Raw genomic sequence first — 19,533 nt, 5'->3', positions numbered from 1 at the left:
CCTGCCATGATATAATAAATTCTGGTATTTAAAATATACCTTAGGAAAGATTTAATATGGTTAACAACATTTCCTCTTTTTAGGAACGTAATGTGAACTAGTCTTTAAATCTTATTATATGAAAAAGGAGGAATGTTGAAATGGCAGATAAAACTTTAGTATGTAAAGACTGTGGAAAAGATTTCGTATTCACAGAAGGCGAACAAGCTTTCTACCAAGAAAAAGGATTCGATAACGAACCACAAAGATGTGTTGATTGCAGAAGAGCAAGAAAACAACAAAACAACAACAATAGAGGATTCAGAAGATAATTGAATTGTCACCCCATAAGAGTTAACTCTTATGGGGTTTTTGTTTTAAGTAGACATCCAAAATCTTGGATTTTGTGATGGTCACTTACTCATCAACTTTGTTGAGGAGTTTCATTGATAAATAGTATTCTTTGAATACTATTTCCCCTTATGCATAATATATGATTATAAACTTTGTAATTCATATATTTACTGGAGGGAAGTTATGAAAATAGGATTAGTAAGGCATTTTAAAGTAGATATAAAAAGAAATAGGTTTATGACTGCTAAAGAATATAATAAGTATATGGCTAATTATGATATATCAGGAGTAATAGAAAATGAAGTTGTAATAGATAAAGAGTGGGACAAGTGCTATTGCAGTAGCTTAAGTAGAGCTTTCACTACAGCTAAAACTATATACCATGGAGAAATTATAGTGACTGATAAATTAGTGGAGATTCCATCAGCAGCGTGGATTAGCTTAAGTATTCCAATGCCTTATCATTTCTGGGCTATTTTTAGCCGTTTTGCTTGGATAAGAAATCATATATCACAGCCAGAGAAACGCACAATTACATTAAAGAGAATTAATGAGATTGTAGATACTATACTACAAGAAGATAGTAATAATATTCTTATTGTAAGTCATGCAGGAACACTATATGAGATACAAAAGATATTGAGAGAAAAAGGATTTAGGGGAGAAAGATTTTTTAAAGCTAAAAATGGAAAGTTATATACACTTAGGAACTGAAGTTTTAAAAGCTACCTATAATAAAGTGTTTATTATTAGGTAGCTTTTCTTTAAAATCATTATAGCTTAAATATCATTTATTGCCTCAGTATAAAAGTTTATTGTAGAAGTTTTTTCATATTCAGCTTCTAGAGTTTCTAAAAGAGTCTCATGTACATAACCCATTAGAAGTGCTCTTTCTTTTTCAGTTATTTCAGAAGTTGTAACTATCGTTGTGTTAATATCTTTACTAATGTGAACATGAATTTCACCACAAGCTTCATCATTTAAATAAAGAACATAGGCTTCACTATAAGGAGTTCTTACTATTCTTGTGTAAGTCCAGTCTAAATCATCCTCGTCAATATCTTCATCATGATTAATGTTAGGCATATGATTTTTTATGTCTACTCTAGGAATAGATTGAAGTTCAGAAATTATATCATCTACATTGCTATGATTTATATCTAAATCATCTCTAATATCTAGTAATAAATCATCCAACATATTTTGTAATGAAGGTAGATTTTTTATAAATCTTGTATAGTAACCTCCATAAGTATTAATATCAACTTTTTCTTCATTGACACCAAGATATATTGAGAACACGGGAACATCATCCTGGTGATGATGAAGTAGTAAATTTGAAGTGAAGTACTTTACAAGTTTATGAGCAAAATCAACACTTTTATCTTTAATTTCTGAAGAAACTCTTTTATAGGCGGAGATGTAAAAACTTATATCAGATACTATTTGTTCTTCAGAGTCACTATGCTCTCTAGATACATTGAGGACCTCATCTATAAATACTGAAATAATTGGAAAGTTTGCTTTTGAATTCAAAGTTGTTCCTCCTCTATATTTATAATTATTAGGATTTAGTAAGTTCATCTAAACTGCAAATTTCATAACCTTGATTATTCCATTCAGTTATTACTTCATCAAGAACTTCTGCATTAGTTTTAGACACTGCATGAAGGAGTATAATAGCTCCATTGTGAGTTCTATCTAAAATACGTTTCTTAGCAAACTCAGGAGAAGGTTGTTTATTTGGTAGCCAGTCTGAATATGCAAAACTCCAAAATATTGTTTTATATCCATAGCTTTTTGTATATAGTAAAGATTGTTCACTATATTTTCCCATAGGAGGTCTAAAATATTTTGGCATTTTTGTTCCAGTTATTTCTTCAAAAGATTCTTCAACATCAGAAAGCTCTTTATTAAACTTTTCTTGATCTTTAATGGATGGCATAGCAGGATGTCTAGCACTATGATTACAAACTAGATGGCCTTCTGCAACCATCCTTTTAATTAAATCAGGATTAGTTGTTATATAAGGTTTTACTACAAAAAATGCAGCTTTTACATTATGTTTTTTTAGTATATCTAAAATGGGAGATGTATAACCATTTTCGTAACCTTCGTCAAAAGTTAAATATATTTTCTTTTTAGAGGTATCTCCTATATAGTGAGAATCATATTTAGATACAAAATCAGCAGTTTCTCCTGGAGATTGTGGTGGCTCTCCATTTTTTAGGTGCTTAAAATACCAATTATATTCCCGAGTGCCTATTCCATCTACTTTATCATCAATAAATACATTTTTTAAGTAATCTATAAAGGATTCAGGTTCATATTCAACAAAGGTATTTTCAACTGTATTTGTAACAGGTTTAGGACTCCATAAGTAATTTTTGTTTACATTACCATGAAAGGGATTTATAGCAATAAAAGATAGTAGTACAGTACTTATCATCTTTACAGTATTCATCAAATCACCTCGAGTTATCTAGTATAGTTTGTAAAAATTAAATAAAGGTTCTTCTAGAGCTTACAAGTATTATGCTCAAAATTTATATAATAAATTTATATAAAGGAATGGTAAATTTTAAATATGTCATATAATGCAAAAAATCATACAAAGGTCTTTTATTATGTTGGAAATAAGAGTACAATACTTATAGAATATTAAGTTGAAAAGACAATATATTAAATTAGAAATGGGGAATAAAAGAATTGGAGAAGGTTAGTAAAAACAGACTTAAATTATATGGTTTTAATAATTTGACAAAATCGTTAAGTTTTAATATCTATGATATTTGTTATACAAAAACCGAGGAAGACAGAAAAAAATACATTGAGTATATTGATGAGCAATATAATTCAGAAAGATTGACTAAAATACTTACAAATGTTACAGAAACTATAGGAGCAAGTGTACTTAATGTAGCAAAGCAAGATTATGATCCTCAAGGAGCAAGTGTAACTTTACTAATTTCAGAAGAAGAAGTGCCGGTATATGTACTTGATCCATCTTGCAATAGGGGCATTTTAACTCCAATCCGTGAAAATATAGTAGGACATTTAGATAAGAGTCATGTTACAGTGCACACTTATCCTGAAAGTCATCCACAAAATGATATAAGCACATTTAGAGTAGATATTGATGTTTCTACATGTGGGACAATTTCCCCTTTAAAAGCTTTAAATTATTTAATTGATAGTTTTGATTCTGATATTATTACAATTGATTATAGAGTTAGAGGCTTTACCAGAGATGTAAATGGAGAGAAACATTTCATCGATCATAAAATTAATTCTATACAAAACTTTATAGCTCAAGAAACTATAGATAAGTATAATTTAATTGATATGAATATTTACCAATCTCATATATTTCATACAAAAATGAAATTAAGAGACTTAGATTTAAGTAACTATTTATTTGAAATAAAAGAAGAGGATTTAACTAGAGAAGAGAAAGACTGTATACTAGAAAAATTAAATAGAGAAATGACTGAGATATTTTATGGCATAAATGTTTAGAGTAGTACTATAGCAACTTGTAAAATTTTATTTTTACAGGTTGTTTATTTTTATCTGAAGTCAATAACTCTGTTTATTTAAATAAGAATTCTATTTAGAGATAATAATAAGTTTAATAATAAATATAATATATTAGGAAGGAACTATAAGTATGAGTCATAAGAAATACTTCAAACCAACTAAAAATGAAATAAAAAACAAATTAAGTAAACTTCAATATGAAGTAACTCAAGAAAATGCTACAGAAAGACCTTTTGAAAATGAATTATGGAATCATAAAGAAGAAGGGATATATGTAGATATAGTATCTGGAGAACCACTATTTAGTTCTTTAAATAAGTTTGACTCGGGATGTGGATGGCCTAGCTTTACAGAACCTTTAGAAGGAGAAAATGTAAAGGAAAAAAGTGACTTGAACTATGGAATGATAAGGACTGAGGTAAGAAGTAAATTTGGAGATTCACATTTAGGGCATGTATTCCCTGATGGACCTAGAGATAGAGGTGGATTGAGATATTGTATTAATAGTGCATCTTTAAAATTTATACCGAAAAGCAAGCTAGCAGAGGAAGGTTATGAGAACTATATATCAATATTTGATAAAGTTCAAAAATAAATCTAAAAATAAATGAAAAAGTTATGAAGGTATGCTAAACTATTTTTGGCATACCTTGAATTTTTTTATTCGAAAATTCTTAACATTATATGTAATATGATGTAAAATTTAACCATAGGTATAATTTGACTGAAGGATTATAGATTTAGGATGTGGAGATAAATGATAAATAAGAAAACATATATGAACAATAAAAATATAACGTTAATAATATTTACAATAATCTTCATAGCATGTATAAGCAAGATATTTTCCTCGTTATCTATTGATAAGAGCATCAGTAATCCTTATATAAATAATGGAGTATTAGGTTTATCCTATTGGGATTTTGAAAATATGCAAAACATAAGATACAAGCAAATATTCTCAGAGGTGTTCTTATTTTCTGCAATACTTATTATGGCATTTTATCATATAGTAATATATCTAAGCTATCGTAAAAATACATCATACTTATATTTTAGTATGTACTGCTTTACTATAGCTATTAGAATTATTACAACAGGTTCTAAGAGTATACTTATTATATTTCCTAACATTAAATGGAGTTATATGGTAAAAATAGAATACATAAGCTTTTATTTAGCGGTACCATTATTTGCTGCTTTTATATATCAGATTTTCAAGCTACAGTTTTCAAAAAAAGTTTTATATATGATTAGTATTATATCAATTATTTTTATTATATTGGCCACAATATCGAAAGAAATAGTATATAAATATACCATAATTCCTTTTAAAGTATTTACTTTAGCCATAGGAGTATATATTATTTATGTATTAACTAAGGCATGTATTAGAAAAATTGAAGGAGCACAAATTATATTTATAGGTGTCATTTTAGTATTTATTACAACTATGGGTGACATTTTATATGTAAATAGTGTTATAACTACAGATTATAGGTTTCCTATTGGGGTAATTATGTCTGTATTTTTTCAAGCTATAGTTTTAGGACAAAATATTTTAAAGTCTCTTACACGTACTGAAGTTCTAGTTAGGGAAAATAGAATTATGGTTGATGAAATACTAAAATTAAATCTAAACCTGGAAAAGAGAAATAAGGAATTAAGTAACATTGCAATATATGATAATCTAACTGGAGTTTATAACAGATCCTATTTTGAATCGACGATCTCAAGGCTAGATAAAGAGGAGGAGCTTCCAATTGCTATCATTATTGGAGATGTAAATGGTCTTAAATTAGTTAATGATGCTTTTGGTCATCTAAAAGGGGACATGCTTCTAAAAAAGATTGTTGAAATATTAAAGGATTCTTGCAGAGATAAAGATATAATAGCGAGAATAGGAGGAGATGAATTTGTAATTATTCTTCCTTCAAGTGATGCAGATAGAGCTGAGAAAGTAATAGAAAGCATAAGAGAAAATTGTAATAAAACAGATTTTGATCCAATTAAACCGAGTATATCCTTAGGATTCTCTGTTAGATATAGTAAAGATCAGCTTATGACAGATATATTTAAAGAAGCAGATGATTATATGTACAAAAGAAAGCTTCTTGAGAGTAAAAGTACTCGTAGCTCTATAATTGAGTCACTTCAAAAGACTTTAGAAGAGACCACATTTGAAACAAGAGAACATGCTAAAAGGCTTGAAATTTTATCTATACAATTAGGAAAAGAATTAAGATTGCCAGAAAATAACTTAGATGATCTACTTCTTTTAGCTATGCTACATGATATAGGCAAAATTGCTATTCCAAAAGAAATACTTACTAAACCAGGAAAGTTATCAGAACGAGAGTGGAATATTATAAAACGTCACCCTGAAATAGGGTATCAGATAGCCATTTCCTCTCCGGAACTAAGAGGTATAGCACAATTAATACTATCTCATCATGAAAGATGGGATGGAGCTGGTTACCCTCAAAAGCTTAAGGAAAAAGAAATACCTTTGTTAGCACGAATTGTATCTATAGTAGATAGCTTTGATGCTATGACTCAGGATAGGTCCTATCATGAAGGTATAGCAAAAGATGAAGCATTAAAAGAAATAAAAAGATGTGCAGGGACTCAATTTGATCCATATATTGTAGAACGATTTATAAATATGATGAAAGAAAAAAAAGAAGTCGCTAATCATGGGTAGCTAGTTACTATTGGATACAGAAATATACATAGAGATTAGCAATTATAGATTAGCGACTAAAATAAAATTATTTTACAATTTTATTTAGTAAGCAAATACCATCTTATCTATTCTAGTAGATACTGGTTTTGATAACATCCATTTACTAGTTACACTAGTATCATAGAAGAACAATGCTCCTTTTGTTGGATCAGCTCCATTAATAGCTTCTAAGGCAGCTTGTCTATCTAAAGCAGTAGCTGGTCTAGATATAGTTCCATTTTTAACAGGAGTAAATTGATAATATCCATTTACTCTTTGATTTACTACTCCGCTTATTGTACTCGGGAATTGTGAACTTTGAACTCTATTTACTACAACTGCCGCAACAGAAACTTTTGCGGAATAAGGTTGATTTTCTGCTTCAGCTCTAACCAATCTTGCTAAAAGGTCAAGCTCTGCAGAAGTATAAGAAATTACACTCTTAGGTGTAGTGGCAATAGATCTAGCAGCCATAGTGGTAGTAGCTTGGCTACTAACTGAAGAAGTTCCAGGAATTATAAGGTTTTGACCTATAGAAAGATGATCATTCCATTTGTTGTTAGCTTTTCTTAGACTTTCTAATGATATCCCATATTTTTGTGAAACTAAGTAAAGACTATCTCCTTGTTTTACAGTATGTGTGGCAGCTTGTACATTTAATAATTGACCAGGATATATAGTATCGCTTGATAAATTATTAGTAGATTTTAAGGTGCTAACTGAGGTGTCAAAGAGTATACCTATTCTATATAGGTTATCATTAGCCGTGACCCTATAAGTAGCAGCTTGTACAGGCAAAGCAAATAATACTGAAAGGGATATAGTTGCTATAAACGATTTCAGTTTCTTAGATTTTAACATAAATTTGTACCTCCCTATGCCTTCGAGGTTAGTTGACGGGTTCGGGTTGAGGTCACCCTACTCCAAAATGGAGATTCACCCCTAGTAATAAGTCCCCCGTACTCCAAAATGGAGATTCGGCTTTTTTTTATCTCATGGTTATTCTAACAAAGATATAATATAGGGTCTATATATGATTAATGGTATAACAGGAAACAAATGTTAAATATTAAGAGGCAGCCCCTTAATATTTTAGATTGTATTAAAAGCTTCATAAAAGCGGATAATAATAGAAGGGAGAGATTAAAAATGAAATTAGAAAAATACATAGATCATACTCTACTAAAACCAGAGGCTACTGAGAAAGAAATAGTAAAAATTTGTTTAGAGGCTAAAAAGTATAGATTTGCATCAGTGTGTGTAAATCCATATTACGCAACTTTAGTAAGTAAAGAATTAGAGGGGACAGATGTTAGAACTTGTGTAGTTGTAGGATTCCCATTAGGAGCTACAACAAAAGAGGCAAAAGCCTTTGAAGCTGAGCAGGCTATTGAAAATGGTGCACAAGAAATAGACATGGTATTAAATATAGGAGCCCTAAAAGCTAAAAAGTATGATGAAGTAAAAGAGGATATTCAAGCTGTAGTTAATTCAGCAAAGGGAAAAGTGTTAGTAAAGGTAATTTTAGAAAACTGTCTTTTATCAAAAGAAGAGATAGTTAAAGCTTGTGAAATCTCAAAAGAAGCTGGAGCAGACTTTGTAAAAACGTCCACAGGCTTTTCGACGAGAGGAGCTACAGTAGAAGACATTAAATTGATGAGAGAAACTGTAGGAACAGAAATTGGTGTTAAAGCTTCAGGGGGAGTAAGAACTAGGGAAGATGCAGAGGCAGTTATTGCAGCTGGAGCTAATAGAGTAGGTGCTAGCGCATCTATAGCAATAGTGGAAAGGAGATTATAAAATTGGATTTATATAATAAGATGAAAGAAGCTGCGGATTATATAGTGGAAAAATTAAAAGTAAAGCCAGAGATTGGATTAATTTTAGGCTCTGGACTTGGAGGCATTGCAGACCAAATAGAGGATGCAGAGCATTATTCATATGGTGACATTCCTCATTTTCCAGTGTCTACTGTGGAAGGGCATGCAGGAAAATTAGTTATTGGAACTTTAGAAGGTAAAAAAGTTGTAGCAATGCAGGGAAGATTTCATTACTATGAGGGATACAAAATGGAGGAAGTAACTTTTCCTGTTCGAGTAATGAAGTTATTAGGGGTTGAAAAACTTATTGTGACAAATGCAGCGGGAGCTGTGAATAAAAGCTTTAATCCAGGAGACTTAATGCTTATAAGTGACCATCTGAATTTAACAGGAGATAATCCTCTAATTGGAAGGAATTTAAATGAGTTTGGTACTCGTTTCCCAGATATGTCAAATGCATATGATAAAAATCTAAGAGAGAAAGTTCGAGAAATAGCTAAATCACTTAATATTTTACTTCAAGAGGGAGTATATGCAGCAATGAGTGGCCCAACTTATGAAACGCCAGCAGAGGTTAGGATGGTGCGTATACTAGGTGGAGATGCAGTGGGAATGTCCACAGTTCCAGAGGTTATTATAGCTGTTCATAGTGGAATTAAGGTTGTAGGAATATCTTGCATGACAAATATGGCTTCAGGAATTCTAGATCAACCACTAAACCACGAAGAAGTCGTAGAAACATCTACAAGAGTAAGAGAGACTTTTATAAATCTTATGAGAAATGTAATAAAGGAAATCTAAAAGTGGGGAGGGCTTACCTATGAGAATGTACGATATTATAATGAAAAAGAGAAATGGTTATGAACTTACCACGGAAGAGATAAATTTTTTTATAGAAGGTTATACAAAGGGAGAAATACCAGACTATCAGGTTTCAGCTTTAATGATGGCTATATACTTTCAGAAGATGAATAAAAGAGAAACAGCAGATTTAACTAAAGCCATGGTAGACAGTGGAGAGGTTATAAACTTATCAGGTATTGAGGGTATAAAGGTAGATAAACATAGTACGGGTGGAGTTGGAGACACAACTACACTAATTCTTGGACCAATTGTTGCAGCAGCAGGAGTACCAGTAGCTAAAATGTCAGGAAGAGGCCTTGGTCATACTGGAGGTACTATAGATAAACTAGAATCTTTTAAGGGATTTTCTGTAGAAATGACTATTGATAAGTTTATTGAGAATATAAATATGAGAAAAATAGCTATAGGTGCTCAAACGGGAAAGCTAGCAACTGCAGATAAAATGCTATATGCTCTTCGTGATGTTACAGCAACTGTAGATAATATGTCTCTAATTGCAGGAAGTATTATGTGTAAAAAGATAGCATCAGGAGCTGATGCTATTGTACTAGATGTAAAAACAGGTAGTGGTGCTTTTATGAAGAGTGAAGAAAATGCTTTTGAATTAGCAAGAGAAATGGTAGATATAGGTACTAATGTTGGAAGAAATACTATTGGAGTAGTAACCGAAATGGATGAACCATTAGGTTTTGCTATAGGAAATTCTCTTGAAGTAAAGGAAGCAATAGATACTTTAAAAGGAAAAGGGCCTTCAGATTTAACAGAACTATGCTTAACGCTAGGTTCCCACATGCTAGTTTTAGGGGAAAAAGCCAAGAATGCAGAAGAGGCTAGAGGAATCCTTGAAAATATTATAAAGTCAGGTAAAGGACTTGCAAAGTTAAGAGAGCTAGTGGAGGCACAAGGAGGAGATACTGCTATGGTGGATAACCCTGAACTTCTTCCAACAGCATCCATTATTAAGCAAGTATTATCAAAAGAAGAAGGTTATGTAAAAGCAATAAAAGCTGATGATATAGGAATAGCAGCCCTTATACTTGGAGCAGGTCGTGAGACTAAGGAAAGTAAAATTGACTTAGGTGTAGGAGTAGTTATTCATAAGAAAATTGGAGATTATGTAAAAAGTGGAGAAGCAATAGCTACAATATATGCGAATGATTCTTCAAAACAAAAACAATCAGAAGACATAGTATTAAATGCATATCGTTTAGTGAAGGGAAAAGTAGAACCGAGTAGACTTATAAAAGGAATTGTTACAAAGAATGAAACAATAAAATATTTATTAACTTAGAATGAATAAAGTTATAAGCTAATTCAAAAACTATATCAATAGTAATAAGAACTAACTAAAGAATATAGGAGGAATTAGCATGAGTGATAAAGGAAAAATAGTTAAAGTAAAAAAGAATACAGATGGTGATATTACAGATGTAATGATAGATAACGGAAGTGTTTATTCAATTAATGAAGCTATAACTATGGTAAGAGATGGTGCATTAGAAGGTGTTAATGTAGGTAAAGCAAGAAATGGAAGAGAATTCTTAAGAAGTAATCCAAATGATAATGACGGTGATAACTTAGATAGTATGCCAACTTTCTAATAGGAGGCATGAAAATGAGAACAATTGAGAATGTTATGGAAGTAATAAAGGAAATAGATTGTCAAGAGGATCAGTTTTTACCTAAATTAGTAAAGGCTTTTGAAGATTATCATTATGAAGGAGAATCTGAAGTAATAGTTGATAGAGAAGAGAAATTAGACAGAGATGGATTAAAAGGCTATAGGACTTATGTAAACAAAGAAGGTGCTCCTAAGGTGGTAGTAATGGTAGATGAAGGACTAGACCATTATGTAAAAACTGTTGAGGAAGTATATCTATCCTAAAGATAAAAACCAGCAAATATTGCTGGTTTTTGTTTTTTGAAGAAATAGTAAACTTAAATCATGTAAAATAATAGATATAAAGTAATAGAAACTATATTTATTTTTGCAGAATTAAATGGTAAAATTATTGAGAGTATATACTTATAAGGTCTTAGCTATGATAGTTCACTTTGTTTTCAGCAATAATTAGAAAGGTGGAAATATCCAAATGTCTAATTTTGATAGCTATAATGATGAAACTAATAATAAGAAAAGAACAGAAACTCAAGCATATAAAATAAGCGAAGAGATTATGGACATATTACATGATGAAGAATCAGGCTGTTTTAAGCCATGGCAATTTGCAGATTATAAAATTAAAGCTGATACATTAAAAACAACTTATGATGAAATAGTATTACTGGGAAAACAAGAAGCTATGATAAGACCGGGCTGGAATATTAGAGAAAGGGAAGTTAATGTTCCTAATTTATTTTCAAAGGTAAATGGAGTTCATGAAGATATAAAAATTTATAGAGAAGAGATAAATTTACTTGTAGAAGAAGAAAACACTTTGCTATTTAAAAAACTTCCTTTATATAAGAAAAAGTATAAAAAAAATGTAAGTAAAGCTTTTTTTCAAATATCAGATATAAACGGTAATTTAGATAAAGAAAGACTACTAACTTCGGAGTATTGGAAGTATAAGAAAGTAAATCCTGTTATGCAAGGAATTATGGCTGAAAAGATAATTGAATTTTGTAAGATTCCAAGCCTATGGAAATACGATAACTTTAAGGTGAAAGTAAAACTCTCCATCATTGATAGGATTAAAGCCTTTTTATTTTCATTAGCAGATAAAGAAGAAAAAGAAAAAAAGGATATGAAGCTTTCAACTTTTGCAGTTTTAACTAATTTACATGAAGAGTTACTTGATCTGTTGCAAAATTTTGATTATCCTCTAAAGGTTCCTAAAATAATTGTCTATAATAATAACAAAGGAAGAGGTATGACTTTTCAAGATGCTCTTACACTAATCTTTATGAATACTTTAGGAGTAGACATTATAATATATAATCCAGCAGGAGCTAGTGACATAGAGAATTATGTAAAAGAAGGGTATTATGATGTTCATAGACTCGAAATGATAAGAGAAAATCTTCCGTATAGAAAGAACAATATACTATATAGACTTACAAGATAAGGGGAAGCAGAGAGTGCTTTCCTTTTAAATTAAAGAGAAAGGCTGTTGATATAAATGAAAAAAGAGCCAAAAGATACAAAAGTAATCGTAGGAATGTCAGGTGGGGTAGACTCATCTGTAACAGCACTTTTGTTAAAAGAGCAAGGCTACGATGTAATTGGAGTATTTATGAAAAATTGGGATGAAAAAGATGAAGATGGAAATTGTACTGCTACTGATGATTATGAAGATGTAATTATGGTGTGTAACCAAATAGGAATCCCATATTACACTGTAAATTTTACTAAGGAATATTGGGATAGAGTATTTACATACTTCCTTGATGAATATAAAAGAGGAAGAACTCCAAATCCAGATGTAATGTGCAATAAGGAGATAAAATTTAAAGCATTCTTAGATTATGCATTGGAAGCAGGAGCAGATTACATAGCCACAGGACACTATGCTCAAGTTGATTTCGTAGATGGGGAATACAGACTATTAAGAGGGAATGATGAAAATAAAGATCAAACTTATTTTCTATGTGCACTAGGACAATACCAGCTTTCAAAAACTATGTTTCCTATAGGACATCTGCCAAAGAAAAAGGTTAGGGAGATAGCAGAGGCAGCAGAGCTTGAAACAGCTAAGAAGAAGGATAGTACAGGAATTTGTTTTATTGGTGAGAGGGATTTTACTGAGTTTTTAAGCAAATACTTACCTGCTAAACCTGGAGATATAAAAAATCTTGAAGGAGAAACTGTAGGAAAGCACTATGGTCTTATGAACTATACCTTAGGTCAAAGAAAAGGACTTGGAATTGGAGGAAAAGGTACAGGTGAACCTTGGTTTGTTGTAGAAAAAGATTTAAAAAAGAATATCTTATATGCAGCTCAAGGAGAAAATCATCCAAAGTTATTTTCTTATGGACTTGAAGCAACGGATATCAATTGGGTTAGTGATAAGGAAATGCCTAAAGAATTTAAGTGTACAGCAAAATTTAGATATAGACAAAAGGACCAAGGCGTTAGAGTTATAACTAATGGCGATAGATGTAAAGTTATTTTTGATACTCCTCAAAAGGCAGTAACCCCAGGTCAAGCAGTTGTTTTTTACAATGGAGAGGCTTGTCTTGGTGGAGGTATAATTGATAAGATATTAAAGAATAAAGATGTAGTTTAATTTATAAGCCGTAAGAGTATTCTTACGGCCTTAATTATTTTTTAATTCTATAGTAGTATTCTTTTGTATCATCTGTGATTATTTTAAATTCATAGCCTATACTTTTATAATATCTTATAATTTCAGGAAGTGCTTTAATTGTATTCTTGTTATTAGAATTACAATGCATTAAAATTATTAATCTAGAATAACTATCCTTATATTTAGTTCCATTATTAATTAGTTTTTGAACAGGCATAGTAGCATTCACTCCGTCATAGGTATTTACATTCCAGTCATAAACTTTTAAATTATTCTCATGTAACTTATCTAAAAAATTTTGAGTAAGTCTACCTTCACTGCCGCCTGGAAATCTTATTATATTGGAGGTATGACCCACAACTTTTTTAATCTCTTCTTGAGTTTTTAACATTTCATCTATAAAGATATTAGAATTAGAATAAATCTTTTTAAAGTTATGAGAATAGGTATGTAGACCTATAGCATGACCTTCTTCATGAATCCTTTTTAATAAATGTTCTCTTTCATGAATTTCTTTGCCTACTACGAAAAAAGTAGCCTTAATATCATTTTCCTTTAGTGTATCTAGTATTTTATCTGTTACAATCGGTATAGGACCATCATCAAAGGTTAAGTAAACTGTTTTTTTATCAATATTGCTAGCGGAAACCGTACCTAAAAAGGCAGTAGCTTGAGTTTGCATAAATATTAGTAGGAGTAAGATAAGAAGTATTGTAACTTTTCTTGTACATTCTTTAAAAAAGTTCATTGATATCATCTGCCTTTCTGAAGTTTAAATTAATAATAGATTTAATGCTATTACTATATAGTATTAGCTAGGATGTGATTTTCTTACATAGGAATTGTATATGTGTATGAAAAAGTGAGTTAAATAGATATATAAAGAAATTTTTGCTTTTATTTAAAGTCTTATAAGATTTATATAAAAGTTATTATAATAGATTTGATATGATATAATAAATGAAATAGAATATTTTGGAATGGATTTGTTGAGGGGGATTATATACTATGGAAGCTTTACTTAAGAAAATAGATAAGTTAGCTATATTTTTTATAATGTATACAATAATTTTTTTAGTATTCTTTAAGACGTTAACTTATACACTACCTTTTACTTTAGCACTGATATTTTCAGCAATATTAGCAAAACCAACTAAAACTTTGGTGAACAAGTTAAAAATAAAGAATGCACTAGCATCTCTAGTAACTACGGTAACATTTTTTATAGTTATTATGGGACTACTAATTTGGGGAATATCGAATTTAAGCCAAGAGGCAATTCAATTAGCAAAAAATACGCAGATATATGTCTCTAATAGTCATGACTTATTTTCTAATTTTTATGAGAAAATTTATAGATACTATAGCAATCTAGACCCAACAATTACAACTACAATAGAAAAAAACTTCTCAAGTACATTAACTAAAGTTTCTAACGCTACTATAAGTATTACTAGCGTTATATTAGGAGGAATTATTTCTTTCTTCTCATCTATACCATACATATTTATGGTGATATTCTTTACACTTATAAGTACGTATTACTTTACGAAAGATATGACTAATGCAAAAGATAGAGTGCTTAAGATAATGCCAACAGAAAAAAATCATAAAATATATGATACTATAAATGAAACTAAGAGGATGTTAGTACATTATTTCTTCTCATATTTAATAATTGTATCTATAACCTTCTTAATAACTTTTGCTGGATTCTTAGGTTTAGGTGTAAGGTATGCCTTATTATTAAGTGTTTTATCTGCAATATTTGATATGCTACCTATACTTGGAATGGCAATGATTTATATACCTGTTGCACTAGTTTTCTTTTTATCTAAGAATTATTTTGTAGGAATGGCCATATTAGTATTATATTTATTAGCTATGGTAGTGAGGCAAATAGTAGAACCTAAAATAGTATCCACTTCCCTTGGGGTTCATCCTGTAGCTATAATAGCAGCACTATTTATAGGACTTATGGCTAACGGTATATTGGGAATGATTTTTTGTGTTTTCCTCGTAATATTTTATAATGTATTGAATAGAGCTGGAGTATTATAAGAATTTTACGACGTAAAATTCTTAAAAGGAGGGTAAGTAGATATGAATAAAAAAATAGGAATACCTAGTATATTAGTAATTATTTTATGCATATCAGGTTTTATGCTGTATACAAATAATATGCTCCCTATTTTGCCACCTAACTCCGGAAGACTCTACTATGAAAGTGGACAACTAAATTATATTGGTGAAGTAAAAGATGGGAAAGCAAATGGAAAAGGTAAGATATATTTAGAAAGTGGAGAATTATATTATAAGGGCATAGTAAAGGATGGAAAGCCAGAGGGGTATGGAAAGTCATATTATGAAAATGGTAAGTTAAATTATGCGGGAGAATGGAAAGCAGGAATATATGGCGGTAAAGGAAAAATATATTATGAAAATGGGAAATTAAATTATGAAGGCAATTTAGAGAATGGAAATGCAAATGGAGAAGGAAAATATTACAGTGAAAGTGGTGTTTTAGAGTTTCAGGGCATTTTTTATGAAAATGAATTAATAGAGGAAAAGAATGTAAGTTTCTAAGAGCGGTTCAAGGATAGTTAAAGGATAAAATTTGGTTTTAGTGAAACAATACATATTATAAATATCTAAAATGAAACTTTGATATGAAGAGGACGGTATATATGAAAACAATTTTTACTACAGAATTAAATGATAATGATGTTATAGCTACTTGTTTTATGGTAATGAAAAAGTTAACTAGAGAAAATGGAAAACTTATTGCTTATATTGGAGATAAGACAGGAGATGTAAAGGCAGAAATACCAGATGAAAATGATATACTTAAAGTTGGGGATGTAATTTGGATAAGAGGATTTAAAGATAGAATTTTATTAGTAGAAGAATTTAAAATAGAAAATGACTATGATATTAATAACTTTCTTCCTACTGTGCCTATTCCTATAGAAGAAATTATGAGTGAGATGGATAAGATTTCAGAAGAGGAATTTACTACTGAAGAGACAAAAGCTTTAAATGATTACTTTTTCAAAAATGAGAATTTTCTAGTGAGATTTAAAAAGGGTATTGGAGGACTTAGACAGCATCATAACTATATAGGTGGCCTTGCTGAACATACACTTAATGTAATGTATATGGCTAAAGTTCTAGCACACAGATATGATTGTAGATCTAAAGAAATAGCTGTTCTTGCGGCAAAGCTCCATGATATTGGAAAGATAGAAGAATATTTTGTAGATGGTCCTTTTTCAGTTACAATGCGAGGAGAAATGGAAGGACATATTGTAATAGGAATAGGAATGATAGAAGAAGCTTTTCGCTTAGGTGGAGATATATATAGTGAAGAGTTTAAGCATATATTAAAGGGATGTATAGTTCAACATCATGGAAAGCCTGAATTTGGTTCTCCTAAATCAACAAATACTACAGAAGCATTTGTTGTACATTATGCAGATTATATAGATGCAACCTTTAATAAAATAGAATTAGTAAAAGCAAATACTGAACCAGGAACTTGGTCAGAATATGATAGAAGAATTGGAACAAGAATTTTTGTTTAGTAACAGCAAAAAGACCAGCAATGATGTTGGTCTTTTTATTTAACTATGATTGAACACGTGGTTTAGTAGGATCGCATTCAATTAGCTTTATATCTGAAACTTGAGATAACTTTGTTAAGTAATAACATTCTTCTCTATACATATGATCCAGTAATAGAGGAGTTAAGGTTCCTAAAACTTTTTTGGATTTAACCAATTCCTCAAGCTCTTTTAGAAAACATTGAAAAGCTGTCATTTTAACTTCTACTTGATTATTTAATCTGTCTAAGGCAGGAAATTCTGTTAAACAACTTCTCATGTATCCCAGAAATTCAGTTGATTTAATATACATGTTTTTAAAAGTTTTAGCAAAATCTTTACTTATGTGGATTAGATCTGTCTCTACCATATCAAGAGAACTGCCAATTGCAGAAGCATGACCAGCTCCATCGGGAAGCCAAAGTATATGGTGGTGTATAGCATGAGCAACAGGTAATTGATTTCTAATAATATAATTTAAAACAATTAAATATTCCTGAACTTCATTTACCATATGGTTTATAAATGTAGGTGGTAATTCTATTTTTATATTACCCACCAGTTGTTCACTTATTATATATAACTTAAAATTAAGAATATCATTAGCAGCTTTATATGCACTGTGGGTAAGTGACATTAATTTTTCAGCAGATAAATTTTTTCTTGACTCCTTTAGTAAATTATCAAATAAATTAATAAAGTGCTGAGCCTTCTCTATTGCCTCTTTTTCACTCGGTGCTAAAGCATCGAAGAGAAAGTGTGAATGGTCCCCTAAAATTTGAAGCCAGAAACGGTGTTCAAAATAGATGGTTTTTTCCAAATCAGTAATTATCAATACTAGTTCCCCCTTAGAATAATACCTTCTATAATATTCTAGAAATAATCAAAAAATGTTTATTTCTATTATAAAAAAAAGGTATTTCGTTGATAATAAGATGGTTTAACTATACTCTGTATATAAGTAGAAAAAAATAGGTAGAATAAAACATATGAGATATGAAAGTAAAGATTTAAAATAAAATGCGGGAGTGTGTTTAGCAGTGGACTCAACAACTATAATCCAATTAATGATATTAATATGCCTCATAGGGTTCTCAGCTTTATTTTCTGCCTCAGAGACAGCTTTAACATCCTTAAGCAAAATTAGAATAAGACAAATGGTTGAAGATGAAGTTAAAGGAGCTGATCTAGTAAATAAATTGGTAGAAAACCCAAGTAAGATGCTGAGTGCTATATTAGTAGGAAATAATGTGGTAAACATAGGAGCCTCAGCCTTAGCAACGTCTATTGCTATAGAACATTTTGGAGAAGGTGGAGTAGGAATTGCTACTGGAATTATGACTATATTAGTTCTAATATTTGCAGAAATAACACCTAAATCATTAGCTTCTAGGAATCCAGAAAATGTTTCTTTGAGAGTTGCAAGGAGCATATTTTTTGTTACTAGCTTATTAAATCCCGTTGCAATAGTCTTCACTTATATTACTAACTTCATAATAAGACTTTTTGGTGGAAAAGGAGATAACACAAAACCTTTTATCACAGAAGAAGAATTAAAAACTATGTTAGATGTAAGTCATGAAGAAGGAGTTTTAGAAATTGAAGAAAGAAAGATGATAAATAATGTATTTGAATTTGGAGATTCACAGGTAAAAGATGTTATGGTTCCAAGAACTGATATGGTTGCCATAGAAGCAACCTCCAGCTATTCAGAAATTTTAAATACTTTTAAAGAGGAACAATTTTCACGTATACCTGTATATAGAGAGAGTATAGATGATATAATCGGAATTTTGCATATAAAAAACCTAGCTTTTATAGATGAAAAAGATTTTGATATAAATGAAGCACTAAGAGAGCCATACTTTACATATGAATATAAAAAAATCACAGAATTATTTGAGGAAATGAGAAAAGCAAGAGCAGCATTAACTATAGTGTTAGATGAATATGGTGGAACTTCTGGTTTAGTTACAATGGAAGATCTAGTAGAGGAAATAGTAGGGGAAATTGAAGATGAGTATGACGATTACGAAATTGGAATACAGGTTATTAAAGAAGATGAGTATATAATTGATGGTAATATAAGAATAGATGTAGTAAATGAAATGATAGGAACGAATATAGAATCAGAAGACTTTGATTCTATTGGAGGATTTGTAATTGGAGAGCTAGGAAGGTTTCCAGATAAAGGGGAGACTTTAGAGTATCAAAATATAAAGTTTATTATAGAAGAAATAGATAAAAATAGAATAAAAAAGATGAAAGTAATTACTTAGAAAGTGGTTAAAGTATAGTAGCTAGTGACTGATTTAAAAATGTCACTAGCTATTTAAATTTACATTTTGTGTAAAAGTATGAATTTTATTATTAAGTATTTACTATTATAAGTTAAAGTT

General features: G+C 30.3%; 21 protein-coding genes and 1 riboswitch. Of the genes, 16 read left to right on the top strand and 5 right to left on the bottom strand.

The annotated features are described in order from the left end of the window. The first annotated feature begins 140 nt into the window (after positions 1 to 140). Positions 141 to 311, top strand: coding sequence for a zinc-ribbon domain-containing protein (locus tag ACX0KU_RS00980; protein WP_472991088.1), 171 nt, complete (start codon positions 141 to 143; stop codon positions 309 to 311). A 205-nt stretch (positions 312 to 516) separates the two neighbouring features. Beyond that, the gene (locus ACX0KU_RS00975; protein ID WP_472991087.1) at positions 517 to 1,047 is read left to right on the top strand and encodes a histidine phosphatase family protein; all 531 of its coding nucleotides are present in this window, start codon (positions 517 to 519) and stop codon (positions 1,045 to 1,047) included. Between the two features lie 66 nt (positions 1,048 to 1,113). Here the strand turns inward: ACX0KU_RS00975 and ACX0KU_RS00970 are convergent, their stop codons facing one another. Together ACX0KU_RS00970 and pdaA are read right to left on the bottom strand one after the other, a co-directional pair. Further along, positions 1,114 to 1,869 (bottom strand): hypothetical protein, encoded by a 756-nt coding sequence (locus ACX0KU_RS00970; protein WP_472991086.1) that lies wholly within the window; start codon positions 1,867 to 1,869, stop codon positions 1,114 to 1,116. Between the two features lie 28 nt (positions 1,870 to 1,897). Continuing rightward, the gene (gene pdaA / locus ACX0KU_RS00965; RefSeq protein WP_472991085.1) at positions 1,898 to 2,797 is read right to left on the bottom strand and encodes a delta-lactam-biosynthetic de-N-acetylase; all 900 of its coding nucleotides are present in this window, start codon (positions 2,795 to 2,797) and stop codon (positions 1,898 to 1,900) included. A gap of 245 nt (positions 2,798 to 3,042) precedes the next feature. Between pdaA and speD the strand changes: the two genes are divergently transcribed. The 3 genes from speD (at position 3,043) to ACX0KU_RS00950 (ending at position 6,577) form a co-directional block, all read left to right on the top strand. Next, positions 3,043 to 3,852, top strand: coding sequence for an adenosylmethionine decarboxylase (speD, locus tag ACX0KU_RS00960; RefSeq protein ID WP_472991084.1), 810 nt, complete (start codon positions 3,043 to 3,045; stop codon positions 3,850 to 3,852). Between the two features lie 151 nt (positions 3,853 to 4,003). Next, a complete protein-coding gene (gene msrB, locus ACX0KU_RS00955; protein WP_472991083.1) occupies positions 4,004 to 4,468 on the top strand; it encodes a peptide-methionine (R)-S-oxide reductase MsrB in 465 nt (154 codons plus the stop codon). A 162-nt stretch (positions 4,469 to 4,630) separates the two neighbouring features. Beyond that, on the top strand, positions 4,631 to 6,577 hold the full coding sequence (locus ACX0KU_RS00950) for an HD domain-containing phosphohydrolase (protein WP_472991082.1): 1,947 nt from the start codon (positions 4,631 to 4,633) through the stop codon (positions 6,575 to 6,577). Between the two features lie 84 nt (positions 6,578 to 6,661). On the opposite strand, the gene ACX0KU_RS00945 is transcribed toward ACX0KU_RS00950, so the two are convergent. After that, on the bottom strand, positions 6,662 to 7,459 hold the full coding sequence (locus ACX0KU_RS00945; protein ID WP_472991081.1) for a cell wall hydrolase: 798 nt from the start codon (positions 7,457 to 7,459) through the stop codon (positions 6,662 to 6,664). Between the two features lie 5 nt (positions 7,460 to 7,464). Next, a riboswitch (cyclic di-AMP (ydaO/yuaA leader) is annotated at positions 7,465 to 7,591 on the bottom strand. Between the two features lie 156 nt (positions 7,592 to 7,747). On the opposite strand from ACX0KU_RS00945, the gene deoC reads away from it, so the two are divergent. From deoC to mnmA, 7 genes are all read left to right on the top strand, one after another. Next, positions 7,748 to 8,398 carry a deoxyribose-phosphate aldolase gene (deoC, locus tag ACX0KU_RS00940; protein WP_472991080.1) on the top strand — a complete coding sequence of 217 codons (651 nt, stop codon included), beginning with the start codon at positions 7,748 to 7,750 and terminating at the stop codon, positions 8,396 to 8,398. Between the two features lie 2 nt (positions 8,399 to 8,400). Beyond that, positions 8,401 to 9,219 carry a purine-nucleoside phosphorylase gene (locus ACX0KU_RS00935; protein WP_472991079.1) on the top strand — a complete coding sequence of 273 codons (819 nt, stop codon included), beginning with the start codon at positions 8,401 to 8,403 and terminating at the stop codon, positions 9,217 to 9,219. A 19-nt stretch (positions 9,220 to 9,238) separates the two neighbouring features. Further along, the gene (locus ACX0KU_RS00930) at positions 9,239 to 10,573 is read left to right on the top strand and encodes a pyrimidine-nucleoside phosphorylase (protein WP_472991078.1); all 1,335 of its coding nucleotides are present in this window, start codon (positions 9,239 to 9,241) and stop codon (positions 10,571 to 10,573) included. A 79-nt stretch (positions 10,574 to 10,652) separates the two neighbouring features. Beyond that, on the top strand, positions 10,653 to 10,883 hold the full coding sequence (locus ACX0KU_RS00925) for a DUF3892 domain-containing protein (protein ID WP_472991077.1): 231 nt from the start codon (positions 10,653 to 10,655) through the stop codon (positions 10,881 to 10,883). Positions 10,884 to 10,897: 14 nt separating this feature from the next. Then, the gene (locus ACX0KU_RS00920) at positions 10,898 to 11,167 is read left to right on the top strand and encodes a hypothetical protein (protein WP_472991076.1); all 270 of its coding nucleotides are present in this window, start codon (positions 10,898 to 10,900) and stop codon (positions 11,165 to 11,167) included. A gap of 208 nt (positions 11,168 to 11,375) precedes the next feature. After that, positions 11,376 to 12,350, top strand: a complete 975-nt coding sequence (locus ACX0KU_RS00915; RefSeq protein WP_472991075.1) for a YceG family protein — start codon at positions 11,376 to 11,378, stop codon at positions 12,348 to 12,350. 54 nt (positions 12,351 to 12,404) lie between these two features. Then, complete coding sequence (gene mnmA / locus ACX0KU_RS00910) at positions 12,405 to 13,511, top strand: tRNA 2-thiouridine(34) synthase MnmA (RefSeq protein WP_472991074.1); 1,107 nt, start codon at positions 12,405 to 12,407, stop codon at positions 13,509 to 13,511. A 34-nt stretch (positions 13,512 to 13,545) separates the two neighbouring features. On the opposite strand, the gene ACX0KU_RS00905 is transcribed toward mnmA, so the two are convergent. Next, complete coding sequence (locus ACX0KU_RS00905; protein WP_472991073.1) at positions 13,546 to 14,280, bottom strand: polysaccharide deacetylase family protein; 735 nt, start codon at positions 14,278 to 14,280, stop codon at positions 13,546 to 13,548. Positions 14,281 to 14,540: 260 nt separating this feature from the next. On the opposite strand from ACX0KU_RS00905, the gene ytvI reads away from it, so the two are divergent. The 3 genes from ytvI to ACX0KU_RS00890 all read left to right on the top strand — a co-directional run bounded on the left by ytvI (position 14,541) and on the right by ACX0KU_RS00890 (position 17,116). Continuing rightward, positions 14,541 to 15,593, top strand: coding sequence for a sporulation integral membrane protein YtvI (ytvI, locus tag ACX0KU_RS00900; protein WP_472991072.1), 1,053 nt, complete (start codon positions 14,541 to 14,543; stop codon positions 15,591 to 15,593). Between the two features lie 42 nt (positions 15,594 to 15,635). Further along, on the top strand, positions 15,636 to 16,118 hold the full coding sequence (locus tag ACX0KU_RS00895; RefSeq protein WP_472991071.1) for a toxin-antitoxin system YwqK family antitoxin: 483 nt from the start codon (positions 15,636 to 15,638) through the stop codon (positions 16,116 to 16,118). 101 nt (positions 16,119 to 16,219) lie between these two features. Next, on the top strand, positions 16,220 to 17,116 hold the full coding sequence (locus tag ACX0KU_RS00890; RefSeq protein ID WP_472991070.1) for an HD domain-containing protein: 897 nt from the start codon (positions 16,220 to 16,222) through the stop codon (positions 17,114 to 17,116). A gap of 43 nt (positions 17,117 to 17,159) precedes the next feature. On the opposite strand, the gene ACX0KU_RS00885 is transcribed toward ACX0KU_RS00890, so the two are convergent. Then, positions 17,160 to 17,969, bottom strand: a complete 810-nt coding sequence (locus tag ACX0KU_RS00885; RefSeq protein WP_472991069.1) for a DUF2935 domain-containing protein — start codon at positions 17,967 to 17,969, stop codon at positions 17,160 to 17,162. Positions 17,970 to 18,174: 205 nt separating this feature from the next. On the opposite strand from ACX0KU_RS00885, the gene ACX0KU_RS00880 reads away from it, so the two are divergent. Continuing rightward, the gene (locus ACX0KU_RS00880; RefSeq protein WP_472991068.1) at positions 18,175 to 19,413 is read left to right on the top strand and encodes an HlyC/CorC family transporter; all 1,239 of its coding nucleotides are present in this window, start codon (positions 18,175 to 18,177) and stop codon (positions 19,411 to 19,413) included. Positions 19,414 to 19,533 lie beyond the last annotated feature (120 nt).

The sequence above is a fragment of the Clostridium sp. X genome (assembly GCF_055755365.1).
The sequence above is the reverse complement of the archived record's forward strand: the minus strand, read 5'-3'. Positions and strand labels throughout refer to the sequence as shown.

Bases quoted from the DNA above. Each gene is read 5' to 3' on its own strand.
- ACX0KU_RS00980 (WP_472991088.1), top strand. From the start codon at position 141: ATGGCAGATAAAACTTTAGTATGTAAAGACTGTGGAAAAGATTTCGTA.
- ACX0KU_RS00975 (WP_472991087.1), top strand. From the start codon at position 517: ATGAAAATAGGATTAGTAAGGCATTTTAAAGTAGATATAAAAAGAAAT.
- pdaA (WP_472991085.1), bottom strand. From the start codon at position 2,797: ATGAATACTGTAAAGATGATAAGTACTGTACTACTATCTTTTATTGCT.
- msrB (WP_472991083.1), top strand. From the start codon at position 4,004: ATGAGTCATAAGAAATACTTCAAACCAACTAAAAATGAAATAAAAAAC.
- ACX0KU_RS00950 (WP_472991082.1), top strand. From the start codon at position 4,631: ATGATAAATAAGAAAACATATATGAACAATAAAAATATAACGTTAATA.
- ACX0KU_RS00945 (WP_472991081.1), bottom strand. From the start codon at position 7,459: ATGTTAAAATCTAAGAAACTGAAATCGTTTATAGCAACTATATCCCTT.
- deoC (WP_472991080.1), top strand. From the start codon at position 7,748: ATGAAATTAGAAAAATACATAGATCATACTCTACTAAAACCAGAGGCT.
- ACX0KU_RS00930 (WP_472991078.1), top strand. From the start codon at position 9,239: ATGAGAATGTACGATATTATAATGAAAAAGAGAAATGGTTATGAACTT.
- ACX0KU_RS00925 (WP_472991077.1), top strand. From the start codon at position 10,653: ATGAGTGATAAAGGAAAAATAGTTAAAGTAAAAAAGAATACAGATGGT.
- ACX0KU_RS00920 (WP_472991076.1), top strand. From the start codon at position 10,898: ATGAGAACAATTGAGAATGTTATGGAAGTAATAAAGGAAATAGATTGT.
- ACX0KU_RS00915 (WP_472991075.1), top strand. From the start codon at position 11,376: ATGTCTAATTTTGATAGCTATAATGATGAAACTAATAATAAGAAAAGA.
- mnmA (WP_472991074.1), top strand. From the start codon at position 12,405: ATGAAAAAAGAGCCAAAAGATACAAAAGTAATCGTAGGAATGTCAGGT.
- ACX0KU_RS00905 (WP_472991073.1), bottom strand. From the start codon at position 14,280: ATGAACTTTTTTAAAGAATGTACAAGAAAAGTTACAATACTTCTTATC.
- ytvI (WP_472991072.1), top strand. From the start codon at position 14,541: ATGGAAGCTTTACTTAAGAAAATAGATAAGTTAGCTATATTTTTTATA.
- ACX0KU_RS00895 (WP_472991071.1), top strand. From the start codon at position 15,636: ATGAATAAAAAAATAGGAATACCTAGTATATTAGTAATTATTTTATGC.
- ACX0KU_RS00890 (WP_472991070.1), top strand. From the start codon at position 16,220: ATGAAAACAATTTTTACTACAGAATTAAATGATAATGATGTTATAGCT.